Source organism: Acidithrix sp. C25 (assembly GCF_904848545.2).
Genome location: NZ_CAJHCI020000003.1, coordinates 387,132 through 406,901, shown reverse-complemented (window position 1 = coordinate 406,901; position 19,770 = coordinate 387,132). Strand labels below are relative to the sequence as shown.

Below are 19,770 nucleotides of genomic sequence, written 5' to 3'. Positions count from 1 at the left end.
GCCCCAACCGCGAGATGCCCTAGCGGTTGGTTAGCCTCCGGCTCATTTGAATTGAGGTGCCTACCACGAACACAGATCGATCTAAGTTACTGTTGTAGCGCGAGCGGGGCTTCCTCAAGTACTGCCAAGATTGTATTGGCTAAATTTCGAGCACTATTTGCATCCAGCTCGAGGGCGACTCGATAGGATGCATCCATCTTAGAATTCGTAACATCAATATTCAACGTATGCGGCGTCATGGCATGTACCGGGTGGTCAAACGAGACCGTCGCTCGATCGACGTCGATCCACCCCTTTGTACTCTTAGCGCTACCCTTCGCAGGTATAGTCTCAACTATATAGGTACACATCTGCGAACCTCCTAAAGCATTCGATTGAAGAACTCTTCAACCAAAACCCATCCTTTATTTGCCGCTTCTATACGATAGCTGGGACGGTCGGCAGCGAAAAATCCATGACCGGCATTTTCAAAGGTGTGAAACTCATGGACCTTATCAAGAGATGTCAAGATTCTCTCAAGTTCCTTTACTTCATCGGGAGAGGGGAAGGTGTCTTCGATCCCAAATAAACCCAACAACGCACCGCTAAGATTTGCAGCTTGGTCCGCCACGGGAAGAACGCGAATTGGAAACTCTGGAGCAGGCGAATTTACAACGAATGCGCCATAACAATCTACAACTGCATCAAAGTCAAGGTTGCAAGCCGCGAGAAATGCTTGACGACCACCCGAGCAATAACCTATTACACCCATGGTGCCACTGGAATTATCGAGCGATCGCAAATACTCGCTTGCCCCTGCGACGTCGCCAATCAAGCGATCGTCGGGAACTCCGCCGTTGGCACGACTGGCTGCTGCTGCGTCATCACTTTGCGCCTTCGGAGCATCTCTGTAGTGTAGATTTGGGCAAAGGGCGTTAAAACCCATATCAGCTATTCGCCGCGCTATCGCCTTCGTCTCTCGATCATAACCAGGCATGTGATGAATCACAACTACTGAACCTGTCGAAGTTTCACCTACGGATTTAGCCAAATATCCTTCAATAATGTCACCATTGAATCCGGGGAAATTGACGGTTTCACAATAAATGCTTCTATCTCTCAACTCAAACTCCTAAAAAATCTCCATCGGGTTAACTTCAAGGCCGATCCAAAACTGATGATCCATACCACCAACCTCAAGATCTCCACAAATGCGAAATTACTCAAATGCTTCACTTTGGACCTCGTAGCCGAGGCGTCTCGGAACCTTAGAGGTATCCTAATATCAATACAATCAGTTCATTTACCATGAATTGACCGTGGTTTCAAAAAAATACCCATGCACGGGATGAATCGCTGGTATAAAAGACCAAGCCACACGCTATCAACCAAAGCGACCGCGCAGTTTGAACAGAGCGTCTCGTAAACCAGCGACAACCTCATTGGGAAAGATAACCTTTACGTCACCCACGGAAGAAGCTACGAAATTCCTCAACCAGATCTTCGAGACTATGTTAACTTCGGCAACTAGATAACTTGGATTACGCGTACTTTGAATTGTTCGATGAGGAATCCTTGCGATCCTCCATGAACTATTGGAGTCTATGACTAAAAGAACGCTATCGACGTCTTGATCCGACCCGAAATTAAAGTCTGTTGCATTCAACTCCTCGTCGGTTGGAAAAACGGAAATCGCCTCGTCAAGAACGACCACCTCCGCCACACGATCCAATCGGAAAGTCTTCAAAGCCTCAGAGCTGTGACACCATCCAAGTAAATACCAATGGCCATCACGCACAAAGAGGCGCAATGGATCGACATGTCGCTCTGAAAAAGCTTGATTGGTCAAAGAAAAGTATCCAAATCTAAGCGACTTCTTATCGCCTTGAGCCCTACGGATCTCTGTGAGATTTCTGGTACCCTCTACGTCTAAGACCAAGGAGTCGCTGAGATCGCTATCGAGCCCAAAGACATCAAATATCTTGCCTATTGCACTGGTAAGTTCCTTTTGACCAACAAAATCCCCATGGGCTAAGGCCAACTTGGCGCTCAAAGCTGCAACAAAAAGGTCGGTAGCACCCAACCTTAGACCGCTAGCAAAGTCTTCAGAGATGCGGGCAGTGATCTCATCGCCATCAACGATAATCTCTATCAGTTGATCTGGCGTAAAAGGTGGCAGACCACAACAGGCCACTGTCTCTAGAAGTCCACCAACTGCCGACTCGGGAATTCCAAACAATAAGGAGATCTCTTGAGTTGTAGTATTTGGGTTTCGATACAACCAGGGCAAAAGCGACATTATCCTTTTGAACTTTGAAGTTCCAGATTCACGTCCAGCCTTCTTGGTGGACGGTGACAATTCGGCGGCGATGAGACTTTGATATTCCTCTATGTATTCAGTCTCTTCTTCTAAAACTACTGTTTGAAACTCCAGCGAACGGCTTAGCAGATCGAAGGCTCTCCCTCTAGCACGTGGTGGAGCTACCAACTCAACCTGATCACCAAATTCGATCAAAATCGAGACAAATGCACCAAATCCAGAGATCGCAGCCGAGGCGTGCACCGTTTTATTGTCGATTGTATTTACAACCAATTGAGGCAACCTGTCGATTACAATGCTCAAAATCTCTTGAGGAAACTCCAGCTCGACGATCTCTTCATCTTCCCATCGAACCGACGTCGGACTTTCGGGAAGCACAGTAGAGACATCTACGCGATCTCCGGGGTCGAATTCCTCGGAGGTAATCTCTATATCAGGATCAAAGTTCTCAATTCGAAAACTCTTAACGAGCAATTGGCCTTCTTCTCTGGCGATCAAGTACCAAGTGCCCCAACGAAACAAGACTCCAAATGGAAGAAGACGCCGCTCGATGTTGTGATATCTCGCCCTCACCACTCGATAACGTTGGATTGCCTCAAAAAACTGTGAAACGAGAGGAACTCTAGGGACATAGGCCAACTCAATCCGCTCACCCTCCCAAACGCAGCCCAGTTTTCTCGCTGAATCGAGCCCACTCTCGTTGCCAAACTGCACCGAGGCCATGGCACCGGCCAACGCGAAAGCCTCATCTAAATTAAGCATCGGTGCAATTCGAGCCTCTTCCTTTTTAGTTACCAAGTAGGCATCGCCACTAGTTTGTGGATGAGCGACCGTAGTGATTGGAAGTCCTAGCGCTTTTAAGTCTCGCTTAGCGCGTTCAAAAGCCTGCCGTCGTGCTTCGGGTGAGTCGGGAAAGCCACCTATGTGATCGGTGATCTCAGCCAGAGAGAGCGGCCGACTTGCATTGGATAACAAAAGATATAGATTTAAAAGTCTGCTCAAAGGGTCTGAAGTGCTCATTATCAATTGATGCTACCAAACAATTCAAAGCTTGGTACGATACTTTTACACCATTTGAGAAGGGATTGGTAGCTCTTAGGACAACTCCTTTTGGCCCAGGTCCAGGATGAGTTGCAATCAAGTAATTAACATATTTTCCAAATGGGTACAGATGCCACAATTACCCTTTAAATAAATCCCCATAAACCGCTCTTTTTATGAAACCTAAAAGCCTCATTTTACGACGTCTAAACTTGCTGTACTATCGACAGGCAAAAAAATGCCAACTCACTTGACCCCTTGGGAGATCAAAAGCACACCTAACGATTGCAGGATCTCCGAACTCTCAGAGTCTAAACTTCCAACTTCTCATGAAATTCGCTAACCATCAATTCATAACTTAGCAATTTAGGAAAAGCCAACAGGGCGCCATGTCTAACATTCGAATTTTCGGGATTATAATCTTCTAGTTCACGCCCTGGAGAATTCCACCGGAGTTAACCATGTCATTTCGATAGGCGTTGACAAAACCTTAATTTGTCCCCTGGATTTAAAGACCAAATCAACTACGGGTTACTAGCGGACCATATGATGTATCATCTTATTCCAAGGTAATTATTTAATGTTCATAGATGGGAACAAGCCCTGCTTCTATCGTACTTAGCGAGTGAACTTGGATCGAGATGATAAAGCACAACCCTTTGACATTCACATTCCATCTCTTTGTATTTGCCCTAACACTGTTTTTAGCTATCTTCTATCCAGTGTCGCTTACAGTAGCTACTTGGAAGCGACAAAAGCGCGCCTCCACTAATAAAATCCCACGAGGTTCCAACCTCACCCTTATTGCACTAACGCATACATCGCGTCGAAAGGTACTTAGTTTCTATTCGGGCATCGCACTTGGCTTTATAGCCCTGAGCTGGCCAATTGGAGATTTAGCGCGTCACTACTCCCTCTTTGTCTACCTTGTCTCAAATTCAATTCTTCTGCTGGCCGCCCTACCTTTAGTCTTATTGGGTCTGCCAAAGTGGTTTTATGCCGAAATTACGCGATCTCGCCAACTTGATCGCCTTGCTTCAATTGCCACCAACCCCATAATCTCGACCATCGCATTTTCCAGCGTTGTAATTGCCTCAATGGTCCCATCGGTAGTCTCCTGGGAGACCTCTTCGGCTTTATATTGGAATCTCTTCCACATGGCTGAATGTGTTGGTGCGGCGATGATGTGGTTTACGGCTCTCAATCTTCTTCCTGGCCTGAGAGGTCTTGGGTCGATCGCAAGAGTTGCCTTCTTGTTCGTTCAATCACTGCTACCTACCTTCCCCGCCATTGTCTTGATCTTCGCAAGGCATTCGATGTACAATCCATATTCGCATGAAGCCAAAAAGATAGGAATTAGCCCACTTGCCGACCAGCAGTTAGCAGGGGGAACAGTAAAAATAATTTCGATCATAGTTTTCTGGTCAATAGCTGCAATAATTCTGGCAAGAGCTGCAAAAGATGAGGAGTCTGGATCCTCCGGCCCCAGTTTCACTTGGGACGACGTAGAACGAGAATTTCAGCGCACTGCACCTATAGATCAATAGAAGGTCACTACCAAAACCTCTCGCAGCCCCACCGCTGTGACCACGGAATCTACAGGAAAGGCGAGATTTCCTATTATGCTAACCTAGGTTAATTGACCCAAAAGGTCTACCGACTCCCCCATTCTCTCCTAATATAGCTTCCCGGAGTTCTTTGTGCCTATAAGAAACGATTTACGTAACATTGCCATAATTGCCCACGTCGACCACGGCAAAACAACACTTGTCGATGCAATGTTGCGACAAAGCGGCGCATTTAGCGAGCGCGCTGAGCTGACCGACCGCGTCATGGACTCGATGGATTTAGAGCGCGAAAAGGGAATTACCATTCTCGCAAAGCAAACAGCCATCACCTTTCGTGAGACCAAGATAAACATCGTCGACACGCCAGGTCACGCCGATTTTGGCGGCGAAGTTGAAAGAGCACTCGCAATGGTCGACGGCGCCTTACTCTTAGTCGATGCCGCCGAAGGGCCCCTTCCTCAGACTCGATTTGTGCTTAGAAAAGCACTCGCAAAGCATCTGCCGATGATATTGGTCCTCAACAAAGTAGACCGACCAGATGCACGCGTGAAGGAAGTTCTAGACGAGGTCTATGAGCTCTTTTTAGACCTAGATGCCACCGAAGAACAGATCGACTTTCCAATTTTATATGCCTCCGGTAAAAACGGATGGGCAACTCCAGAGCCAGACACTCTAGGGGAAAACCTCATACCCCTCTTTGAGACTATCGTTGCACGCGTTGCTCCTCCAACGTATGACTCAGACGAAGTCCTCCAAGCTCTAGTTACCAACATTGACGCAAGTCCATATCTAGGTCGCCTTGCAATTTGTCGAATCATAAACGGTAGGATGTCAAGGGGTGAAAATGTGATCTGGTGCCGCCGGGATGGCACCAATCAAAGGGTAAAGATCTCAGAGCTCTTCATCACGAACGCGCTAGAACGTAGCTCCGCTGAAACAGCCGGACCTGGTGAAATTGTAGCAATCGCTGGAATTCCAGACATTACAATAGGCGAGACTCTAGCTAATCTTGAAAACCCAGTCGCATTACCTCTCCTTCTAGTGGATGAACCATCTATATCCATGACAATAGGTGTTAATACGGCGCCACTTGCTGGACGCGAAGGCACCAAGGTAACTGCTCGTCTCATAAAGAACCGACTAGATCAGGAATTGATCGGAAACGTCTCGCTTCGAGTTCTCAACACTGAACGACCCGACACTTGGGAGGTCCAAGGTCGTGGCGAATTGGCTCTCGCCATCTTGATCGAGATAATGCGCCGCGAAGGTTTCGAGCTGACAGTTGGAAAGCCACAAGTAATCACAAAGATCGTCGATGGAAAAGTTCACGAGCCGGTCGAACAGCTTGAGATTGATTCACCTGAAGATTTCCTTGGGCCTCTGACACAGATCCTCGCAACCCGCAAGGCAACTTTGGCAGAGATGATAAACCACGGAACCGGTTGGATAAGGATGATCTATTCAGTACCATCTCGTGGATTGATAGGCATTCGAACGGAGATTCTAACCCAGACCAAGGGCACGGCACAGATCCACCATGCATTCGATCGCTACGAACCATGGTTTGGCGAAATCAGAAGCCGCCTAAGCGGCTCAATGATCGCCGATAGAACTGGAGTCGCCACTTCCTATGCGCTGTTGAATCTACAAGAGCGCGGATCGCTCTTTGTCTCTCCGACCGAGGACGTCTACGAAGGTATGATCGTCGGCGAAAACTCACGCCAAGACGACATGGACGTCAACCCCACCAAGGAAAAGAAGTTGACAAACGTTCGATCCTCCACTGCGGAAGAACTAGTTCGCCTGACTCCTGCACGGCCAGTGACCCTAGAAGCCGCACTTGAATTCATAATTGAAGACGAATGCATTGAAGTGACTCCTAAGTCGGTTCGATTGCGAAAGGTTGCTCTTTCAATGCAAGAACGATCTAGATTACGTTCCAACAAGAGCAGAAACTAACTATAGCATCAGAACTTGTTTTTTGACGGCTTCTCGAAGAAGTCAAAAAACGATTAATTGATTTCTAAATAGAAAAAGGCCACGAAATCTAAGATTTCGTGGCCTTTTTCTATTTAATTTATATCAGTTGCTACTCGCTGCTCCATTCAAGCGTATCGATAGGAGCCGCGAAATTTGATGCCAACGTCTCTAAATAGATGCGAGGTCTACGGAATAAGTTAGTTTTTAGGCACTTCGCTCCAGGGGATATCTTTGTCCACCCGAGGGTCACCCGGAAGGCCTAGAACCCTCTCGGCCAAGATATTGCGCATAATCTCAGAAGTGCCACCTTCGATTGAATTAGCGCGCGAACGCAGAAATATCTTTGGAAGATCCCGTTCGCTTCTCATATTCACACCAGAAAAGTCTGGACGAATCATCTCGTAACTCGAATATTCAAGGCCACCTGCACCCAAAAGATTCATGGTAAATGAATAGATCCTTTGATTAAGCTCCGCATAAGCCAACTTAGCCACCGAACCCTCTGGCCCTGGATTTCCCGCTCTTCGAAGTTGGGCAGCTCTTATATTGGTGAGCCGATTGACCTCAGCCTCCACCCAGAGCCGTATCAATTCATCTCGATGGCCGCTGGTTTTATTGCTTGAATCACCCCACACCTTCAGGGCCTCAGATATTGCACCTGATCCCCTTGGCATAACGTTTCCGCCAATTGAAACTCGCTCATTCATCAAGGTTGTGATAGCGACATTCCAACCTCTACCCACATCGCCTAGGCGCTGAGAATCCGGGATTCGAACGTTATTAAAGTAGACCTCGTTGAACTCCGCCTCTCCAGTCATCTGGCGAAGTGGTCGGACTTCAACCCCGTCAGACTCCATATCTACCACAAAATAGGTCATTCCTGCATGTTTTGGAACGCTTGGATCCGTGCGGGCCACAATCATGCCCCAACGAGCGACGTGAGCCAAAGTCGTCCAAACTTTTTGGCCTGAGATAATCCACTCGTCACCATCTCGCTCAGCCTTTGTCGAAAGTGACGCTACGTCGCTTCCGGCGTTAGGCTCCGAAAAGAGTTGACACCAAATATGCTCACACGTAAACATGGGGCGGAGAAGCTTTGACGCCAACTCCACCGATGCGTGAGTTGCTAGTGTCGGAGCTCCCATTCCGATTCCGATGGGATTGCGAGCGAAATTATTAGGGATGCCACGAGCTCTTAGGGTAGATGCGACCATCTCTCCTAAGGCTGGAGATACCCCGAGACCCCCTAGGCCTATTGGGAAATGAACCCAAGCCAACCCAAGGTCGTATTGAGCGCCCCAAAAATCACGAGCAGAAGTTTTTTCTGGAGGAAATTCTGTCAAAAGCAGATCAAGCTTTTCCTTAACCAAATTCACTTGATCCTGATCTACTTCGGTGGATCGATCCATTACTGACATTCATGCTCCCGTTATCAAAGGCTCCGATTTTACGGTAGTGCTTTAAAACTTCCGATCTGGATCTAGCAAAGATGCGATCGCATCTATCGCCACCTAATCGGCTCGCAGCACCTACCTCTTATCTAGAGATGTTACTACGAATCGATAAAAGATGTTTTGAATCAAACGATTTGCAACTACCTGGAGCGCTATTGTCGAAAATTTCTACCAATTTTGTTTCGGATCCGATTAAGTGGCAAGATTAATGTTGTGAGTGTATTTCAATTAAACGAAGAACAGCGGCAGTTCGCCTCAATAATGAGAGAATTTGCCGAAGCAAAAATTGCACCCCATGCAGTTGAAGTTGACAAAAGCGAGACCTTTCCATGGAACTCTTACAAAGAGTGTCTAACCATGGAACTTCCATCATTGGGCGTTCCATCAGAGTATGGAGGTAGTGGCGCCGACCACGTAACCCAAGCGATAATGGTGGAGGAGCTTGCGCGAGTATGTGGCTCCACATCGCTTACGATGTTGATTTCTAAACTAGGAATGATTCCAGTTATCAACTGGGGATCAAAGTATCTAAAAGAAAAATACCTTCCTAGCGTAGCATCGGGCAAGGCTCAGGCATCATATGCACTGTCGGAGGCAGATGCGGGGTCCGATGTAGCATCGATGAAGACAACAGCGGTTCGCGATGGTGACTTTTACATCTTAAATGGTGCAAAATATTGGATAACCAATGCCGGAATCTCAGATACCTATACCGTATTTGCCAAAACCGACTCCACTAAAGGACATCGCGGGATCTCAGCATTTGTTGTAGAAGCGAAATGGGGCGTAAAAGTTGCCAAGTTGGAGCACAAACTTGGGATGCGTGGTTCTCCCACCGGTGAGGTCATCTTCGAAGACGTAAGGGTCCCCGTTGAAAACAGAATAGGTGATGAAGGACAAGGCTTCTACATTGCAATGGGAACGCTAGATCGTTCGCGACCAACTATTGGGGCCCAAGCCGTAGGAATAGCTCAGGGTGCGCTCGATTATGCCGCCCAATATTTAAAATCAAGAAATCAATTCGGCCATCCAATCGCAGAATTTCAGGGCCTTCAATTCATGGTCGCAGATATGGCAACTAAGATCGAAGCTGCGCGAGGCTTGGTCTATCGAGCCTGTTCGTTGATCGATTCTGACCCAGAAAACGAGCTCTCAAAGATAGGTGCTATGGCCAAGATGTTTGCATCAGACACTTCTATGTCCGTAGTTGTCGATGCACTTCAGCTATTGGGAGGCTACGGATATACGACTGACTTTCCAATGGAACGATTCTTGCGCGACGCAAAGATAACGCAAATCTACGAGGGAACGAACCAAATCCAAAGAGTGGTAGTTGCTAAAAAGATTCTGGGATAAATCGCCCAAACACCTAGACCACAGATACTTTTAGACACTTCGAAGGGAAATAAAAAAGATATGGAGAAAATAGGCGTAGTTGGCTGCGGCCTCATGGGCTCAGGCATCGCCGAAGTAGCGGCACGTCGAGGATTAGACGTTATGATAACAGAGGCAGACCAAGCGTCATTGACGCGCGGCAAAAGCCGAATTGAATCCTCATTATCGCGTGCCGCGAAAAACGGAAAGATCTCAGCAAGTGACGTTGAAGCGACCCTAGCTAAGTTACATTTTGAGACCGATCTTTCAGCGCACTTTGATCGGGACCTTGTGGTCGAAGCGATAGTTGAGAATGAATCGGCCAAGATTGACATCTTCACGATCTTAGATAAGGTCGTAGAGTCGCCAACGGCTATCTTGGCTTCAAACACCTCATCGATACCGATAATGAAACTCGGCGTCGCCACGTCACGACCCCAACAGGTCATTGGAATCCATTTTTTCAACCCAGTGCCGGTACTTCCACTAGTCGAACTTGTCACTTCACTTTTAACCTCTGATGAAACCGCTATATCGGCTACCAATTTTGCTAAGAATACGCTAGGCAAACGAGTGATTAGGTCAAAGGACCGAGCCGGATTCATCGTAAACGCGCTGCTGATTCCTTACATTCTCTCTGCAATTAGGATGATGGAATCTGGATTTGCCACAGCAGAGGATATCGATGCCGGAATGGTTGAGGGTTGCGCTCATCCAATGGGGCCCCTAGCACTTTGTGACCTAATCGGCCTGGACACCACTATGGCAGTTGCCGATTCACTCTATCAAGAGTTCAAAGAGCCCCTATACGCTCCGCCACCCCTGTTGTTGCGAATGGTCGAAGCTGGCCTAATGGGTAGAAAGTCTGGTCGAGGCTTTTACGACTACAAAAAAAAGTAAATTCGACAAACCTATTAGCTAGCTCAGAGAAAGCCTGAACTAGCTAATAGCCTGGCAAATCCTTGAGCAGAGCAAAAACACCACTAAAAGATCGAAGTCTCCTTGGTTTACCCAAGAGGTAGACCAAGGAGACAAGTCAAAAATCTTAAATTATCAAAACTGCTGTTCAAAGACTATCTAAAACCGCAGGACTAGATATCAACCTCTTCTGGAGCCGAGCCAGAATCCGACTTTTTAATCTCGCTAAAGATAGAGGGCGGTTCTGACCATAATGGCCCGTTGCTTCCTTGTGAAATTGCCTGCCAAACTCTTTCGGGAGTCATGGGCATATCGATATGTCGAACTCCAAGGTGTGAGAGGGCATCCACAACCGCATTTTGTACCGCTGGTGTTGACCCAACCGTTGCAGACTCACCGATGCCTTTAGCACCCAGCGGGTTCAAAGGAGACGGTGTCTCGGTATTCGAGGCAACAAAATTTGGCATCTCCGCAGCCGATGGAACGAGATATTCTGCAAATGAACTGTTTAGGGGATTGCCATAAGCGTCAAAGTAAACCTTTTCATAAAGGGCCTGTCCTATGCCTTGTGCAATTCCACCATGTTGTTGCCCCTCAACCACTAGAGGGTTCAAAACACGCCCACAATCGTCCACAGCAAAGTGTGATATCGGCCTAACAAGGCCAGTCTCCAGATCAACTTCAACCACGCTCACATGCGCCCCAAAGGGAAAAGTTGCTCCGGCTTGATTAAAGTCTCCCCTGTATGCGAGCTCAACACCGGCTTGCTTGGCAACGTCCATCAAATCTGTCCACGACAAAAAGTGGCTGGGACTTCCCGCAACGCCTATCGTTCCCTCTTGGCTGACGATAATATCATCAACGCTAGCTTCAAAATGTGACGCCGCTAAATTCTTAGCGACATCTAAGACCTGAAGAGCTGCCGCGTTTACAGCAGAACCGCCTAGCTGCAGTGAACGAGATCCGCCTGTGCCACCGCCTCTGGGAACCTCTTTGGTGTCACTTTGGATAAATTTGATCTTTTCAAGGGGTATCTTCAAGGTATCTGCAACCAACATAGAAAAGGTAGTTGGATGACCCTGGCCATGGCCCGAGGTTCCAACCCTAATCTCTGCCCCTCCATCGGGAGTGATGTCGACGGCACCGTACTCCGAAGCGCCACCGCCAGCAGTCACTTCCACATAACAGCTAACCCCAATTCCAAGCACCACAGTCTCGCCAGCTTGCCGACGTCGTAATTGCTCGCGACGCAAATCTTGGTATTTGGAGACCTCGGCCACGGCATCAAGAGCTTTAACAAAGTTTCCTGAATCATAGAGTGGTCCCATCACGCTCTGGTACGGAAAAGAGGTGGAAGAGATTAAATTCTTTCGACGAAATTCAATCGGATCCATCGAGATCTCAGCCGCCGCCATGTCCACAATTCGCTCCAGAAACGCAGTCGCTTCAGGTCTTCCTGCTCCTCGAAGTGCTCCAATTGGGGGAGTATTCGTGGAGGCTACTGCTGCTTTGTAGCGAATCTTTGGTATCGAGTAGACCCCTTGAGCCATCGAACGGGTCGAACCAGCTACTAAGCCGCCGCCGAAGCCGCCATAGGCGCCTGCATCGCCCACCATTCGAGCATCAAGTCCAAGAATTAGTCCATCCCTAGAGATCGCCATCTCGACGTATTGAACTTGACCTCTTCCTTGCATCGAGATCAGGTTCTCACCTCGCTCTTCCATCCATCGAAGTGGTATGCCCAACATCAAAGAGGCGCCCACGACAGCTACGTGTTCTTGGATGACACCGGCCTTGCCGCCAAAACCGCCGCCGACATTCGGGGTAATTACTCTTAGAGAGTCCTTTGGAATGCTCAAAATCGAAGACAACTTTGTCTGTATGACGTGTGGCATCTGTGTTGACACCCAAACCGTGATCCCCTCGTCGCCATCTCCATCTGGATTGACAGCAATGGAGTTCGGCTCCATAGGAGCAACCGACATCCGTTGATTCTCGAATCTACCCCGTACGACTACTTCGGCACCATTGAGAGGATTATCGATATTGCCACCTACAACTGAAGCAACAAGATTTCTGGCAACCTCCGGATCAATCTGACGGGCATTGATACTCAGAGCATCTTCCATGTCGACAACAGCATCCAAGGGCTCATACTCCACTTCGACCAGTTCAGATGCATCGACCGCAGTTGACCTATCGGCAGCAATAATCATTGCAATCGGATCACCTACAAACTTCACGACTCCACTAGCTAAAACCGGACGCTTTAGGTGCTCATTGAGGGGAAAGAAAGGTACAAAAGGTTCAATGTCATAGTCTGAAGCAACCAAGACGGCCCTAACACCTGGAAGTTCTTTCGCCCTTGCGACATCTAAAGAGGCGATCTTGGCCGCAGCTACAGTTGAGCGAACGAAGTAGCAATAGAGTGCACCGGGGTGCTCTAGGTTGTCGACATATGTGGCCCTGCCCTTCAGCAGTTCAGGGTCCTCTAGACGAATAACTCGCGTACCTAATATCGATCCGTTCATTTCTCACTCCACAATCTGTTTTTCTCAACCTTATCTTCTCATTATCTCACCTCAGTCAGGCTTGAACCCAAGACATGGTTAAATCGTCAATTGAAAAGACCTCTCATTCGCCTAAGCTTATGGTAGTAAGCACGCGCCATCTTTTGTCAGGACCAAGCCTGACTAACTCGACAACAACGCTTGGACACCCATCCAACGTCCAGACAAAGAAATGGCTCGCCACATCGAAAGTTCAGATTGTTATATGAAAGTTAGATTCGCCCCATCGCCCACAGGCTACTTCCACGTAGGAGGAGCGCGAACGGCATTTTACAATTGGATGCTCGCCAAAAACTCTTCGGGAACATTCGTTCTTAGAATTGAAGATACAGACTCAGAACGCAATAAGGAAGAGTGGGTCGATGGCATTTGTGACGCACTTTCGTGGTTAGGAATTACCTGGGACGAAGGGCCGTATCGCCAAAGTCAAAGACTCCACCTTTATCTAAATGCGGCCAATGAACTATTTGAAAATGGCTTTGCTTATTATTGCCTATGCAGCCGCGATGAGATCGACGCAAGAAATAAAGAGGCAGGTTCAACCCCTGGCTACGATGGTTTTTGCAGAGATCGCGGACTTGGTACAGATAGCGGTGGTGCGCTTAGGTTCAAAGTGCCCAAACCTGGAGAAACTAGATTTATTGACCTAGTCCGAGGCGAAGTCGTCTTTGACCACAACCATATCGAAGACTTTATTCTGGTAAAATCCTCAGGCGCCCCACTCTTTGTGCTAGCAAACGTTGTGGACGACATCGACATGGAAATAACTCATGTGGTTAGAGCTGAAGAGCACCTCCCAAATACACCTAAGGCAATCTTGGTCTTTCAAGCTCTAGAGAAACAACCTCCAACCTTTGGACACGTTCCCGTATTGGTCAACGAGAAAAGGCAAAAACTTTCAAAGAGACGTGATCGAGTCGCCGTTGAGGACTATCGCAAACAGGGAATAATAGCTCCGGCAATGTTAAATTACTTAGCACTCCTGGGCTGGAGTCCAAAAGAAGATAGAGAATTCATGACCGTCTCAGAGATGGTAGACGCATTTGACATGGCAAATGTCGGTCACTCCCCCTCGTTCTTTGATGAAAAAAAACTTGCCCATTTCAATGGGGTCTACATTCGTGCACTCGACAACGTGGAATTCATGGAACTGTCTATTCCATTTATTGAACAAAATACCTGGTGGACGGGGTCTAAAGAGGACCTTGAAAAATTTATGGCAGTGGCCGCACTCGCTAAGGAACGAGTCTCGTTGCTCGCTGAAGTAAGTGAATTGATTCGGCCAATCTTCGAAGAAGAACTTACCTTCGACGATGGAGCGCTGCAAAAAGAGATTAAAGACAACCCAAATGCACAAAAGATAATTGAGGCTGTGATTAAAGCGCTAAGCGAGGCCGACCCCTTCGAAGCCGGAACGATCGAACTAGCCGTCAGATCTTGCTCTAGCTTTCTGGATATTCCCCTTAGAAAGCTTCAAGCGCCAATTAGGGTTGCAACTACTGGGACAAAGGTTGGACTTCCGCTCTTTGAGACCTGGTCAACCCTGGGAAAGTCAGTGGTTCTCGATCGGCTAAACGCACAGATCTAAAGATGAAGCCATCCCAGAGTGGCTCACTAAATTAAAGATAAAGATGAAAAGCACTACTGCAAAAAAATCCGTCCTTTACCTACTTTTTTTGATTGTTGGAGTTCCACTCATAATCTTCTTGGTTCTATTGGGGAAAATTTACACCTTCGGAAACCATGACTTCATTCAAAAAGCAAAGATTGAAGTAGTTTTAGGTGCCGCAGAATTTAACGGAACCCCTTCAAACGTTCTAAAAGCACGACTGGACCATGCGGCACTCTTATACAGACAAGGATTCGCGACCACCATAATCACCACCGGTGGCTCTCAGAACGGGGACCTCTACACCGAAGCCGGTGTCGGTAGAACCTATCTAATCTCGCTCGGGATACCGCCTGCAAATATTATCGCCGACGCTACCGGAAATGACACCTACCAGACAATGGTGGCAGTCAGCAAAACGCTCAAATCTTTCGGCGCCACTAATGCAATATTTGTCTCCGATCCATTCCATGAATATCGGGTCTACCTAATCGCTTCTCAGCTTGGGATCTCGGACATATCGTCGCCTACACGAACCTCACCCATACGCGGTCTGTCATCGATAACCTATTACTTGCGTGAGGCCGTCGCAATTGAGATGGCAAAATTAGTGGGATTCAAATTCCTTAGCGTTCTCAGACACGGAAGCTAGTGTTTGGCCATTAGATTGTTTAAAAGCCTTTCGGGGGTGGTGTAATCGGCAACACAGCAGGTTCTGGCCCTGCTATTGGGGGTTCGAGTCCTCCCCCCCGAGCTTTTGACTTTGGCCAATCTAACTTTGGCCAAATACCTAGGTCTTGGACTTGCAAAGACAAACATTACAAGGTGATATTACAAGGTGATATTACAAGGTGATATTACAAGGTGATATTACAAAAAGTCAGCACGATCAAAGTCTCTCCAATAATTAGAGTCCTTCCAATAGTAGAGATTATCTAAAATACGTGTCGAAACGTATGCAGATTCCACTCATGCTCCACCCAAGAACGAACTGGTGAAATTGCCAAAGTGTGGTAACCAAAGTGTGGTAGTCCTGGCGAGTAACATTTGGTCGAGTGACATTTAAAGAGATCAGAGATTTGACCTTCGCCAAACCACAGAGCCGCCTTTAGTGATGGCACGGGCGAAAATGGCATCAATGAAGCTCGATAGATTGGCGCTCTGAATCATTCAAGATAATCCAAATATTGGCAATAGTGGCAGCCCCAACGGGGTTCGAACCCGTGTCTTCACCGTGAGAGGGTGATGTCCTAGACCGCTAGACGATGGGGCCTCGCGTGTAGGAGAACATTCTATACTGCGCCTTTAGGTCGTCCTACCTTGAAATGAAAAAACACAACAATGTGGCTTAGAACTATGGATCGAATTCTAGATCGGTGAGACTACGGCTCATTTTTAGCTATTGAAAGATAGCTCACCTGACCGCCACCTTAGCTCGTAGCACTCAGATCCCACCAAAGCCTCCCAACAAGGCGAATTCGGGCTTCGATAAACTTCACAGATATCAATTACTCTCCAACGACAGACCGCGCTATCTCGCGTCAGCTAGAGTTGTTAATCACCATCTATCGCAATAATAGAATCGCCTGAGGATCCCGATTTAGAAAGCAGAGACTCCCATGAGCCACACGTACATCAACGGTCGACTTTTTGAAACGAATGATGCTGCAGTTTCAGCTCATGACCATGGACTGGTAACCGGCGATGGAGTCTTTGAGACGCTAGCGGTCTACGATGGAACCCCCTTTGCCGTACGACGCCACCTGCAGCGGCTAGCTCGGTCAGTCGCGGGAATACGACTCGCACCTCCAGATTTAGACGAAATTGAAAGAGCTATCTTTGAGGTAGTGGCCAAGGATGAGATCTCATTTGGAAAGGTAAGAGTGACCTACACCGCTGGAAATGGGCCACTTGGTTCCGACCGAGATAAAGACGCATCCCCGCTCTTGGTAGTGGCGGCAAGTCCACTCGCTCCACTATCACGGACTGCCAGGGTATCGATAGCTCCATGGCCCAGAAACGAACGAGGCGTTCTTTCGGGGCTAAAGACAACATCCTATGCAGAAAATGTAGTAGCGCTCGATTGGGCGCTTTCACAGGGATCGAACGAAGTCATCTTTGCAAACACAAAGGGCGACCTATGCGAAGGATCAGGTTCTAATATCTTTCTCGTGGTTGATGGGCAGTTGATTACCCCTACCCTTGAATCGGGATGCTTGGCTGGCGTTACAAGAGATCTTATAATTGAATATCTTGGCGCAAAAGAGATGGACGTCCCTATCTCAACCTTGGTCTCAAGTCGCACCTCCGAAGCCTTCCTTGCCTCAACCCTAAGAGATGCTCAATCCATCACCCACGTCGATGAAACACCTCTACACAACGCCATTGGGCCAGTATCACTTCGCATCGCAAAAGAGCTCAAAGAGCTGATCATGGATAACCTAAACCCCTAAAACTTCAAGGCGTATATGCTCATGACCGACCCAGCAATTCAGGAGTAAACCATTGGAACAGCATCTAATCGCCCGATCTATTATTGACGAGAATGCCAAGAGCCCGGTTGCTCTGGCGCGAATTATATCTATGAGTGGTTTCGGAGGACGGACATCCGGAGAGTTTCTTGCCCTTGGCTCGCGTTTGAAGCTGGGATCTCTAATGTTTGGATCGATGGATCGCGAAATCGAAGAGGCTGCACGGCACCTCGTTGCGACTTCATCCAAGGGAATTCTCAAGAATATCGATCTCGGTGATCGCGATGCAGTCGCAGCGGGTCTCGCATGTGGAGGTAGCGCAAGAGTCGCTCTTCAGCCTATCAATGGGATTTTGCTGGAGTCAATCCTTGCCATATCCAAACGAGATGTCGTTGGCGTGGTTTCACAAATCGCAGATGACTCGGTAGTTACCTTGGGAATGGCGCAACTCAATGAAAAGGCTCGATTCGACGACGACTTTCAAAAAACTCCTGCCCATGCTAAGACATCTGAGCGCCTTGTAGAATTAGTTACACACCGTAGGTCTGTCTCTACCACCGAGACTATCGAGGGGTTAGAGCTTCACTTTGAAGTCTTTTCTCCACCCTCTACCGCTGCCATCATCGGTGACTCTGAGCTAGCTAGGGCCATTGCTGCGCAGCTTTCTCTTTTGAATATCACCTCCCGTATAACGGATACGGTCGAGACCGCAATGGATATAATTTCGGGTTTCGGAGCCAACGATGCGCTAATTGTCTTGAGTCATGACCACGCCATTGGAGTTCCCTTGTGTGCAAAGCTGTTGGAGATCAACGGGGCTTACGTCGGCGCACTTGGGTCTAGGCATACCCAATCGATTCGAAACGAAGCACTCATAAAATTAGGTGTTGCTCCCAGCAAAGTGTCGATGATCTATGGACCTATAGGACTTGACATTGGCGCTAAGACACCCGCAGAAACTGCAGTTGCCATTGCAAGTGAATTTCTAGCCCATCGAAGTGGCCGTGCTCCTTCGAGCCTAGTTAACGGAGATGGACCGATAAACGGCTAAGTCAGACCTAGGAACTCTCCTTAAAAATTAGATGAACCAACCAAGATGGGCTAATAATACCGTCGTCCATCTTGGTTTCCGACTCCCTTAGACGCCTCTTTAATCCTCCATAATAGGGCCAGACCTTAGGTAACTGCCTTGGGGAGTAAATTCTAATTAAAGACAATTTTTGAAATCCCTTTTGTATTTAATTCCAATATCGTAGGCGACCAGCCGCGCCTATCTTCATAATTCTGAAACATCACTTGGTGTAGCCTTGATTAAGTTGAGACGTAAAGCGTTGCGCATCAGCGCGCACCCTCTTCGTCGACACTAATAACAGGTACATAATCGTCAGAGCCTTCCATGGTGACGATTCGTCAAGGGGATGAATATGATTCGCACAATCGGAATTCCAGCCGAAACAAAAGACGGCGAACGAAGGATTGCGCTTGAGCCATCTGCGGTCAAGATGGCAATATCGGCTGGCTTCGAAGTCCGTATCCAGCAAGATGGGGGAGTTGGCGCTGGCTTCACCAATGAAGACTACCAAGCAGTCGGAGCAAAAATTGTTCCTACGGCAGCCGACGTTTGGGAATCCGATCTAGTTTGCAAGGTAAAAGAACCCCAGCCCAGTGAGTGGGGGTACTTCCGTGAAGGTCTTCACCTATTTGCCTACCTACATTTGGCTGCAGAACCAGACCTTGCGCGTGCTCTAATGTCCTCTGGAGTAGAAGCATTTGCATTTGAGACTCTCTCATATCCTAAGGGCCTTCCTTTGTTAGCTCCAATGAGCGAAGTTGCAGGCCGGGCGGCTGCAATCATGGGTGCATATTACCTAGCGAGCGGTTCAGGAACTCTTCTTGGCGGATCGGCTGGTGTTCTTCCGGCGCGCGTTGTCGTGGTAGGAATGGGAGTAGCTGGAACTATGGCTGCTCGAGGAGCTCGCGGAATGGATGCCGAAGTCACAGGGGTTGATATTGATCTAGCCAGACTTCACGAGCTACAACAACAAGGGACAATTACCGCATCTTTGGCATCGTCCGAAATGGCGATAGCTGAAGTTGTGAAAAACGCCGACCTTGTCGTAGGCGCTGCTCTCGTGCCAGGTGCAAAAGCACCTAAATTGATCACTCGGGAACACATTGAATCAATGAAGCCAGGTTCAGTGGCCGTCGACCTTGCAATCGATCAAGGAGGCTGCATCGAGACCTCACGTCCGACCTCTCTATCTCATCCAACCTTTGTCGATTCCGGAGTGGTCCACTACTGCGTAACTAACGTACCTGGCCAATACCCGCGCACATCGTCGAGGGCACTTAGCGCTGCCGTTGCACCGCGACTGGTAGACCTTGCTAGGGACCCTGCTTCAGAACGACTCGCTGGGGCACTAAATGTCTCCAAGGGCAAGATCGTCTATAAGGCCGTCTCAGAATCTTTAGGATTTTAAGGTCAA

General features: G+C 48.1%; 14 protein-coding genes and 2 tRNA genes. 10 read left to right on the top strand and 6 right to left on the bottom strand.

Features of this window, described 5'->3' with window-relative positions:
- Positions 1-86: 86 nt before the first annotated feature.
- The 3 genes from ACIDITHRIX25_RS000000100860 to ACIDITHRIX25_RS000000100850 all read right to left on the bottom strand — a co-directional run bounded on the left by ACIDITHRIX25_RS000000100860 (position 87) and on the right by ACIDITHRIX25_RS000000100850 (position 3,301).
- Positions 87-350 (bottom strand): DUF6295 family protein, encoded by a 264-nt coding sequence (locus ACIDITHRIX25_RS000000100860; protein WP_052604547.1) that lies wholly within the window; start codon positions 348-350, stop codon positions 87-89.
- A gap of 11 nt (positions 351-361) precedes the next feature.
- The gene (locus tag ACIDITHRIX25_RS000000100855; RefSeq protein WP_082058460.1) at positions 362-1,102 is read right to left on the bottom strand and encodes a dienelactone hydrolase family protein; all 741 of its coding nucleotides are present in this window, start codon (positions 1,100-1,102) and stop codon (positions 362-364) included.
- Positions 1,103-1,363: 261 nt separating this feature from the next.
- A complete protein-coding gene (locus tag ACIDITHRIX25_RS000000100850) occupies positions 1,364-3,301 on the bottom strand; it encodes a helix-turn-helix transcriptional regulator (protein ID WP_201731976.1) in 1,938 nt (645 codons plus the stop codon).
- Between the two features lie 680 nt (positions 3,302-3,981).
- Here ACIDITHRIX25_RS000000100850 and ACIDITHRIX25_RS000000100845 point away from each other — a divergent pair.
- Together ACIDITHRIX25_RS000000100845 and typA are read left to right on the top strand one after the other, a co-directional pair.
- On the top strand, positions 3,982-4,887 hold the full coding sequence (locus ACIDITHRIX25_RS000000100845) for a cytochrome c oxidase assembly protein (protein ID WP_052604549.1): 906 nt from the start codon (positions 3,982-3,984) through the stop codon (positions 4,885-4,887).
- Positions 4,888-5,040: 153 nt separating this feature from the next.
- Positions 5,041-6,867 (top strand): translational GTPase TypA, encoded by a 1,827-nt coding sequence (gene typA / locus ACIDITHRIX25_RS000000100840; protein ID WP_052604550.1) that lies wholly within the window; start codon positions 5,041-5,043, stop codon positions 6,865-6,867.
- Between the two features lie 218 nt (positions 6,868-7,085).
- On the opposite strand, the gene ACIDITHRIX25_RS000000100835 is transcribed toward typA, so the two are convergent.
- Positions 7,086-8,306 carry an acyl-CoA dehydrogenase family protein gene (locus ACIDITHRIX25_RS000000100835; RefSeq protein WP_201731975.1) on the bottom strand — a complete coding sequence of 407 codons (1,221 nt, stop codon included), beginning with the start codon at positions 8,304-8,306 and terminating at the stop codon, positions 7,086-7,088.
- Between the two features lie 240 nt (positions 8,307-8,546).
- On the opposite strand from ACIDITHRIX25_RS000000100835, the gene ACIDITHRIX25_RS000000100830 reads away from it, so the two are divergent.
- Complete coding sequence (locus ACIDITHRIX25_RS000000100830) at positions 8,547-9,698, top strand: acyl-CoA dehydrogenase family protein (RefSeq protein ID WP_349632177.1); 1,152 nt, start codon at positions 8,547-8,549, stop codon at positions 9,696-9,698.
- A 60-nt stretch (positions 9,699-9,758) separates the two neighbouring features.
- Positions 9,759-10,616 carry a 3-hydroxybutyryl-CoA dehydrogenase gene (locus ACIDITHRIX25_RS000000100825; RefSeq protein WP_052604552.1) on the top strand — a complete coding sequence of 286 codons (858 nt, stop codon included), beginning with the start codon at positions 9,759-9,761 and terminating at the stop codon, positions 10,614-10,616.
- A 191-nt stretch (positions 10,617-10,807) separates the two neighbouring features.
- Here the strand turns inward: ACIDITHRIX25_RS000000100825 and ACIDITHRIX25_RS000000100820 are convergent, their stop codons facing one another.
- Positions 10,808-13,165, bottom strand: coding sequence for a xanthine dehydrogenase family protein molybdopterin-binding subunit (locus ACIDITHRIX25_RS000000100820; protein ID WP_201731974.1), 2,358 nt, complete (start codon positions 13,163-13,165; stop codon positions 10,808-10,810).
- Between the two features lie 244 nt (positions 13,166-13,409).
- Here ACIDITHRIX25_RS000000100820 and gltX point away from each other — a divergent pair, with 244 nt between their 5' ends.
- The 3 genes from gltX (at position 13,410) to ACIDITHRIX25_RS000000100805 (ending at position 15,567) form a co-directional block, all read left to right on the top strand.
- Positions 13,410-14,792 (top strand): glutamate--tRNA ligase, encoded by a 1,383-nt coding sequence (gene gltX / locus ACIDITHRIX25_RS000000100815; protein ID WP_201731973.1) that lies wholly within the window; start codon positions 13,410-13,412, stop codon positions 14,790-14,792.
- Positions 14,793-14,835: 43 nt separating this feature from the next.
- A complete protein-coding gene (locus ACIDITHRIX25_RS000000100810; RefSeq protein WP_052604555.1) occupies positions 14,836-15,465 on the top strand; it encodes a YdcF family protein in 630 nt (209 codons plus the stop codon).
- A gap of 30 nt (positions 15,466-15,495) precedes the next feature.
- Positions 15,496-15,567 (top strand) — tRNA-Gln (locus ACIDITHRIX25_RS000000100805).
- Between the two features lie 443 nt (positions 15,568-16,010).
- On the opposite strand, the gene ACIDITHRIX25_RS000000100800 is transcribed toward ACIDITHRIX25_RS000000100805, so the two are convergent.
- Positions 16,011-16,086 (bottom strand) — tRNA-Glu (locus tag ACIDITHRIX25_RS000000100800).
- A gap of 346 nt (positions 16,087-16,432) precedes the next feature.
- On the opposite strand from ACIDITHRIX25_RS000000100800, the gene ACIDITHRIX25_RS000000100795 reads away from it, so the two are divergent.
- The 3 genes from ACIDITHRIX25_RS000000100795 (at position 16,433) to ACIDITHRIX25_RS000000100785 (ending at position 19,764) form a co-directional block, all read left to right on the top strand.
- Complete coding sequence (locus ACIDITHRIX25_RS000000100795) at positions 16,433-17,266, top strand: aminotransferase class IV (RefSeq protein ID WP_052604556.1); 834 nt, start codon at positions 16,433-16,435, stop codon at positions 17,264-17,266.
- 52 nt (positions 17,267-17,318) lie between these two features.
- Complete coding sequence (locus ACIDITHRIX25_RS000000100790) at positions 17,319-18,335, top strand: XdhC family protein (RefSeq protein WP_201731972.1); 1,017 nt, start codon at positions 17,319-17,321, stop codon at positions 18,333-18,335.
- 373 nt (positions 18,336-18,708) lie between these two features.
- Positions 18,709-19,764, top strand: coding sequence for an alanine dehydrogenase (locus ACIDITHRIX25_RS000000100785; protein ID WP_052604558.1), 1,056 nt, complete (start codon positions 18,709-18,711; stop codon positions 19,762-19,764).
- The last annotated feature ends 6 nt before the right edge of the window (positions 19,765-19,770 follow it).

Excerpts from the sequence above, each read along its gene's own strand:
- ACIDITHRIX25_RS000000100860 (WP_052604547.1), bottom strand. The coding sequence starts at position 350 with ATGTGTACCTATATAGTTGAGACTATACCTGCGAAGGGTAGCGCTAAG.
- ACIDITHRIX25_RS000000100835 (WP_201731975.1), bottom strand. The coding sequence starts at position 8,306 with ATGTCAGTAATGGATCGATCCACCGAAGTAGATCAGGATCAAGTGAAT.
- ACIDITHRIX25_RS000000100825 (WP_052604552.1), top strand. The coding sequence starts at position 9,759 with ATGGAGAAAATAGGCGTAGTTGGCTGCGGCCTCATGGGCTCAGGCATC.
- ACIDITHRIX25_RS000000100820 (WP_201731974.1), bottom strand. The coding sequence starts at position 13,165 with ATGAACGGATCGATATTAGGTACGCGAGTTATTCGTCTAGAGGACCCT.
- ACIDITHRIX25_RS000000100845 (WP_052604549.1), top strand. The coding sequence starts at position 3,982 with ATGATAAAGCACAACCCTTTGACATTCACATTCCATCTCTTTGTATTT.
- ACIDITHRIX25_RS000000100810 (WP_052604555.1), top strand. The coding sequence starts at position 14,836 with ATGAAAAGCACTACTGCAAAAAAATCCGTCCTTTACCTACTTTTTTTG.
- gltX (WP_201731973.1), top strand. The coding sequence starts at position 13,410 with ATGAAAGTTAGATTCGCCCCATCGCCCACAGGCTACTTCCACGTAGGA.
- ACIDITHRIX25_RS000000100785 (WP_052604558.1), top strand. The coding sequence starts at position 18,709 with ATGATTCGCACAATCGGAATTCCAGCCGAAACAAAAGACGGCGAACGA.
- ACIDITHRIX25_RS000000100795 (WP_052604556.1), top strand. The coding sequence starts at position 16,433 with ATGAGCCACACGTACATCAACGGTCGACTTTTTGAAACGAATGATGCT.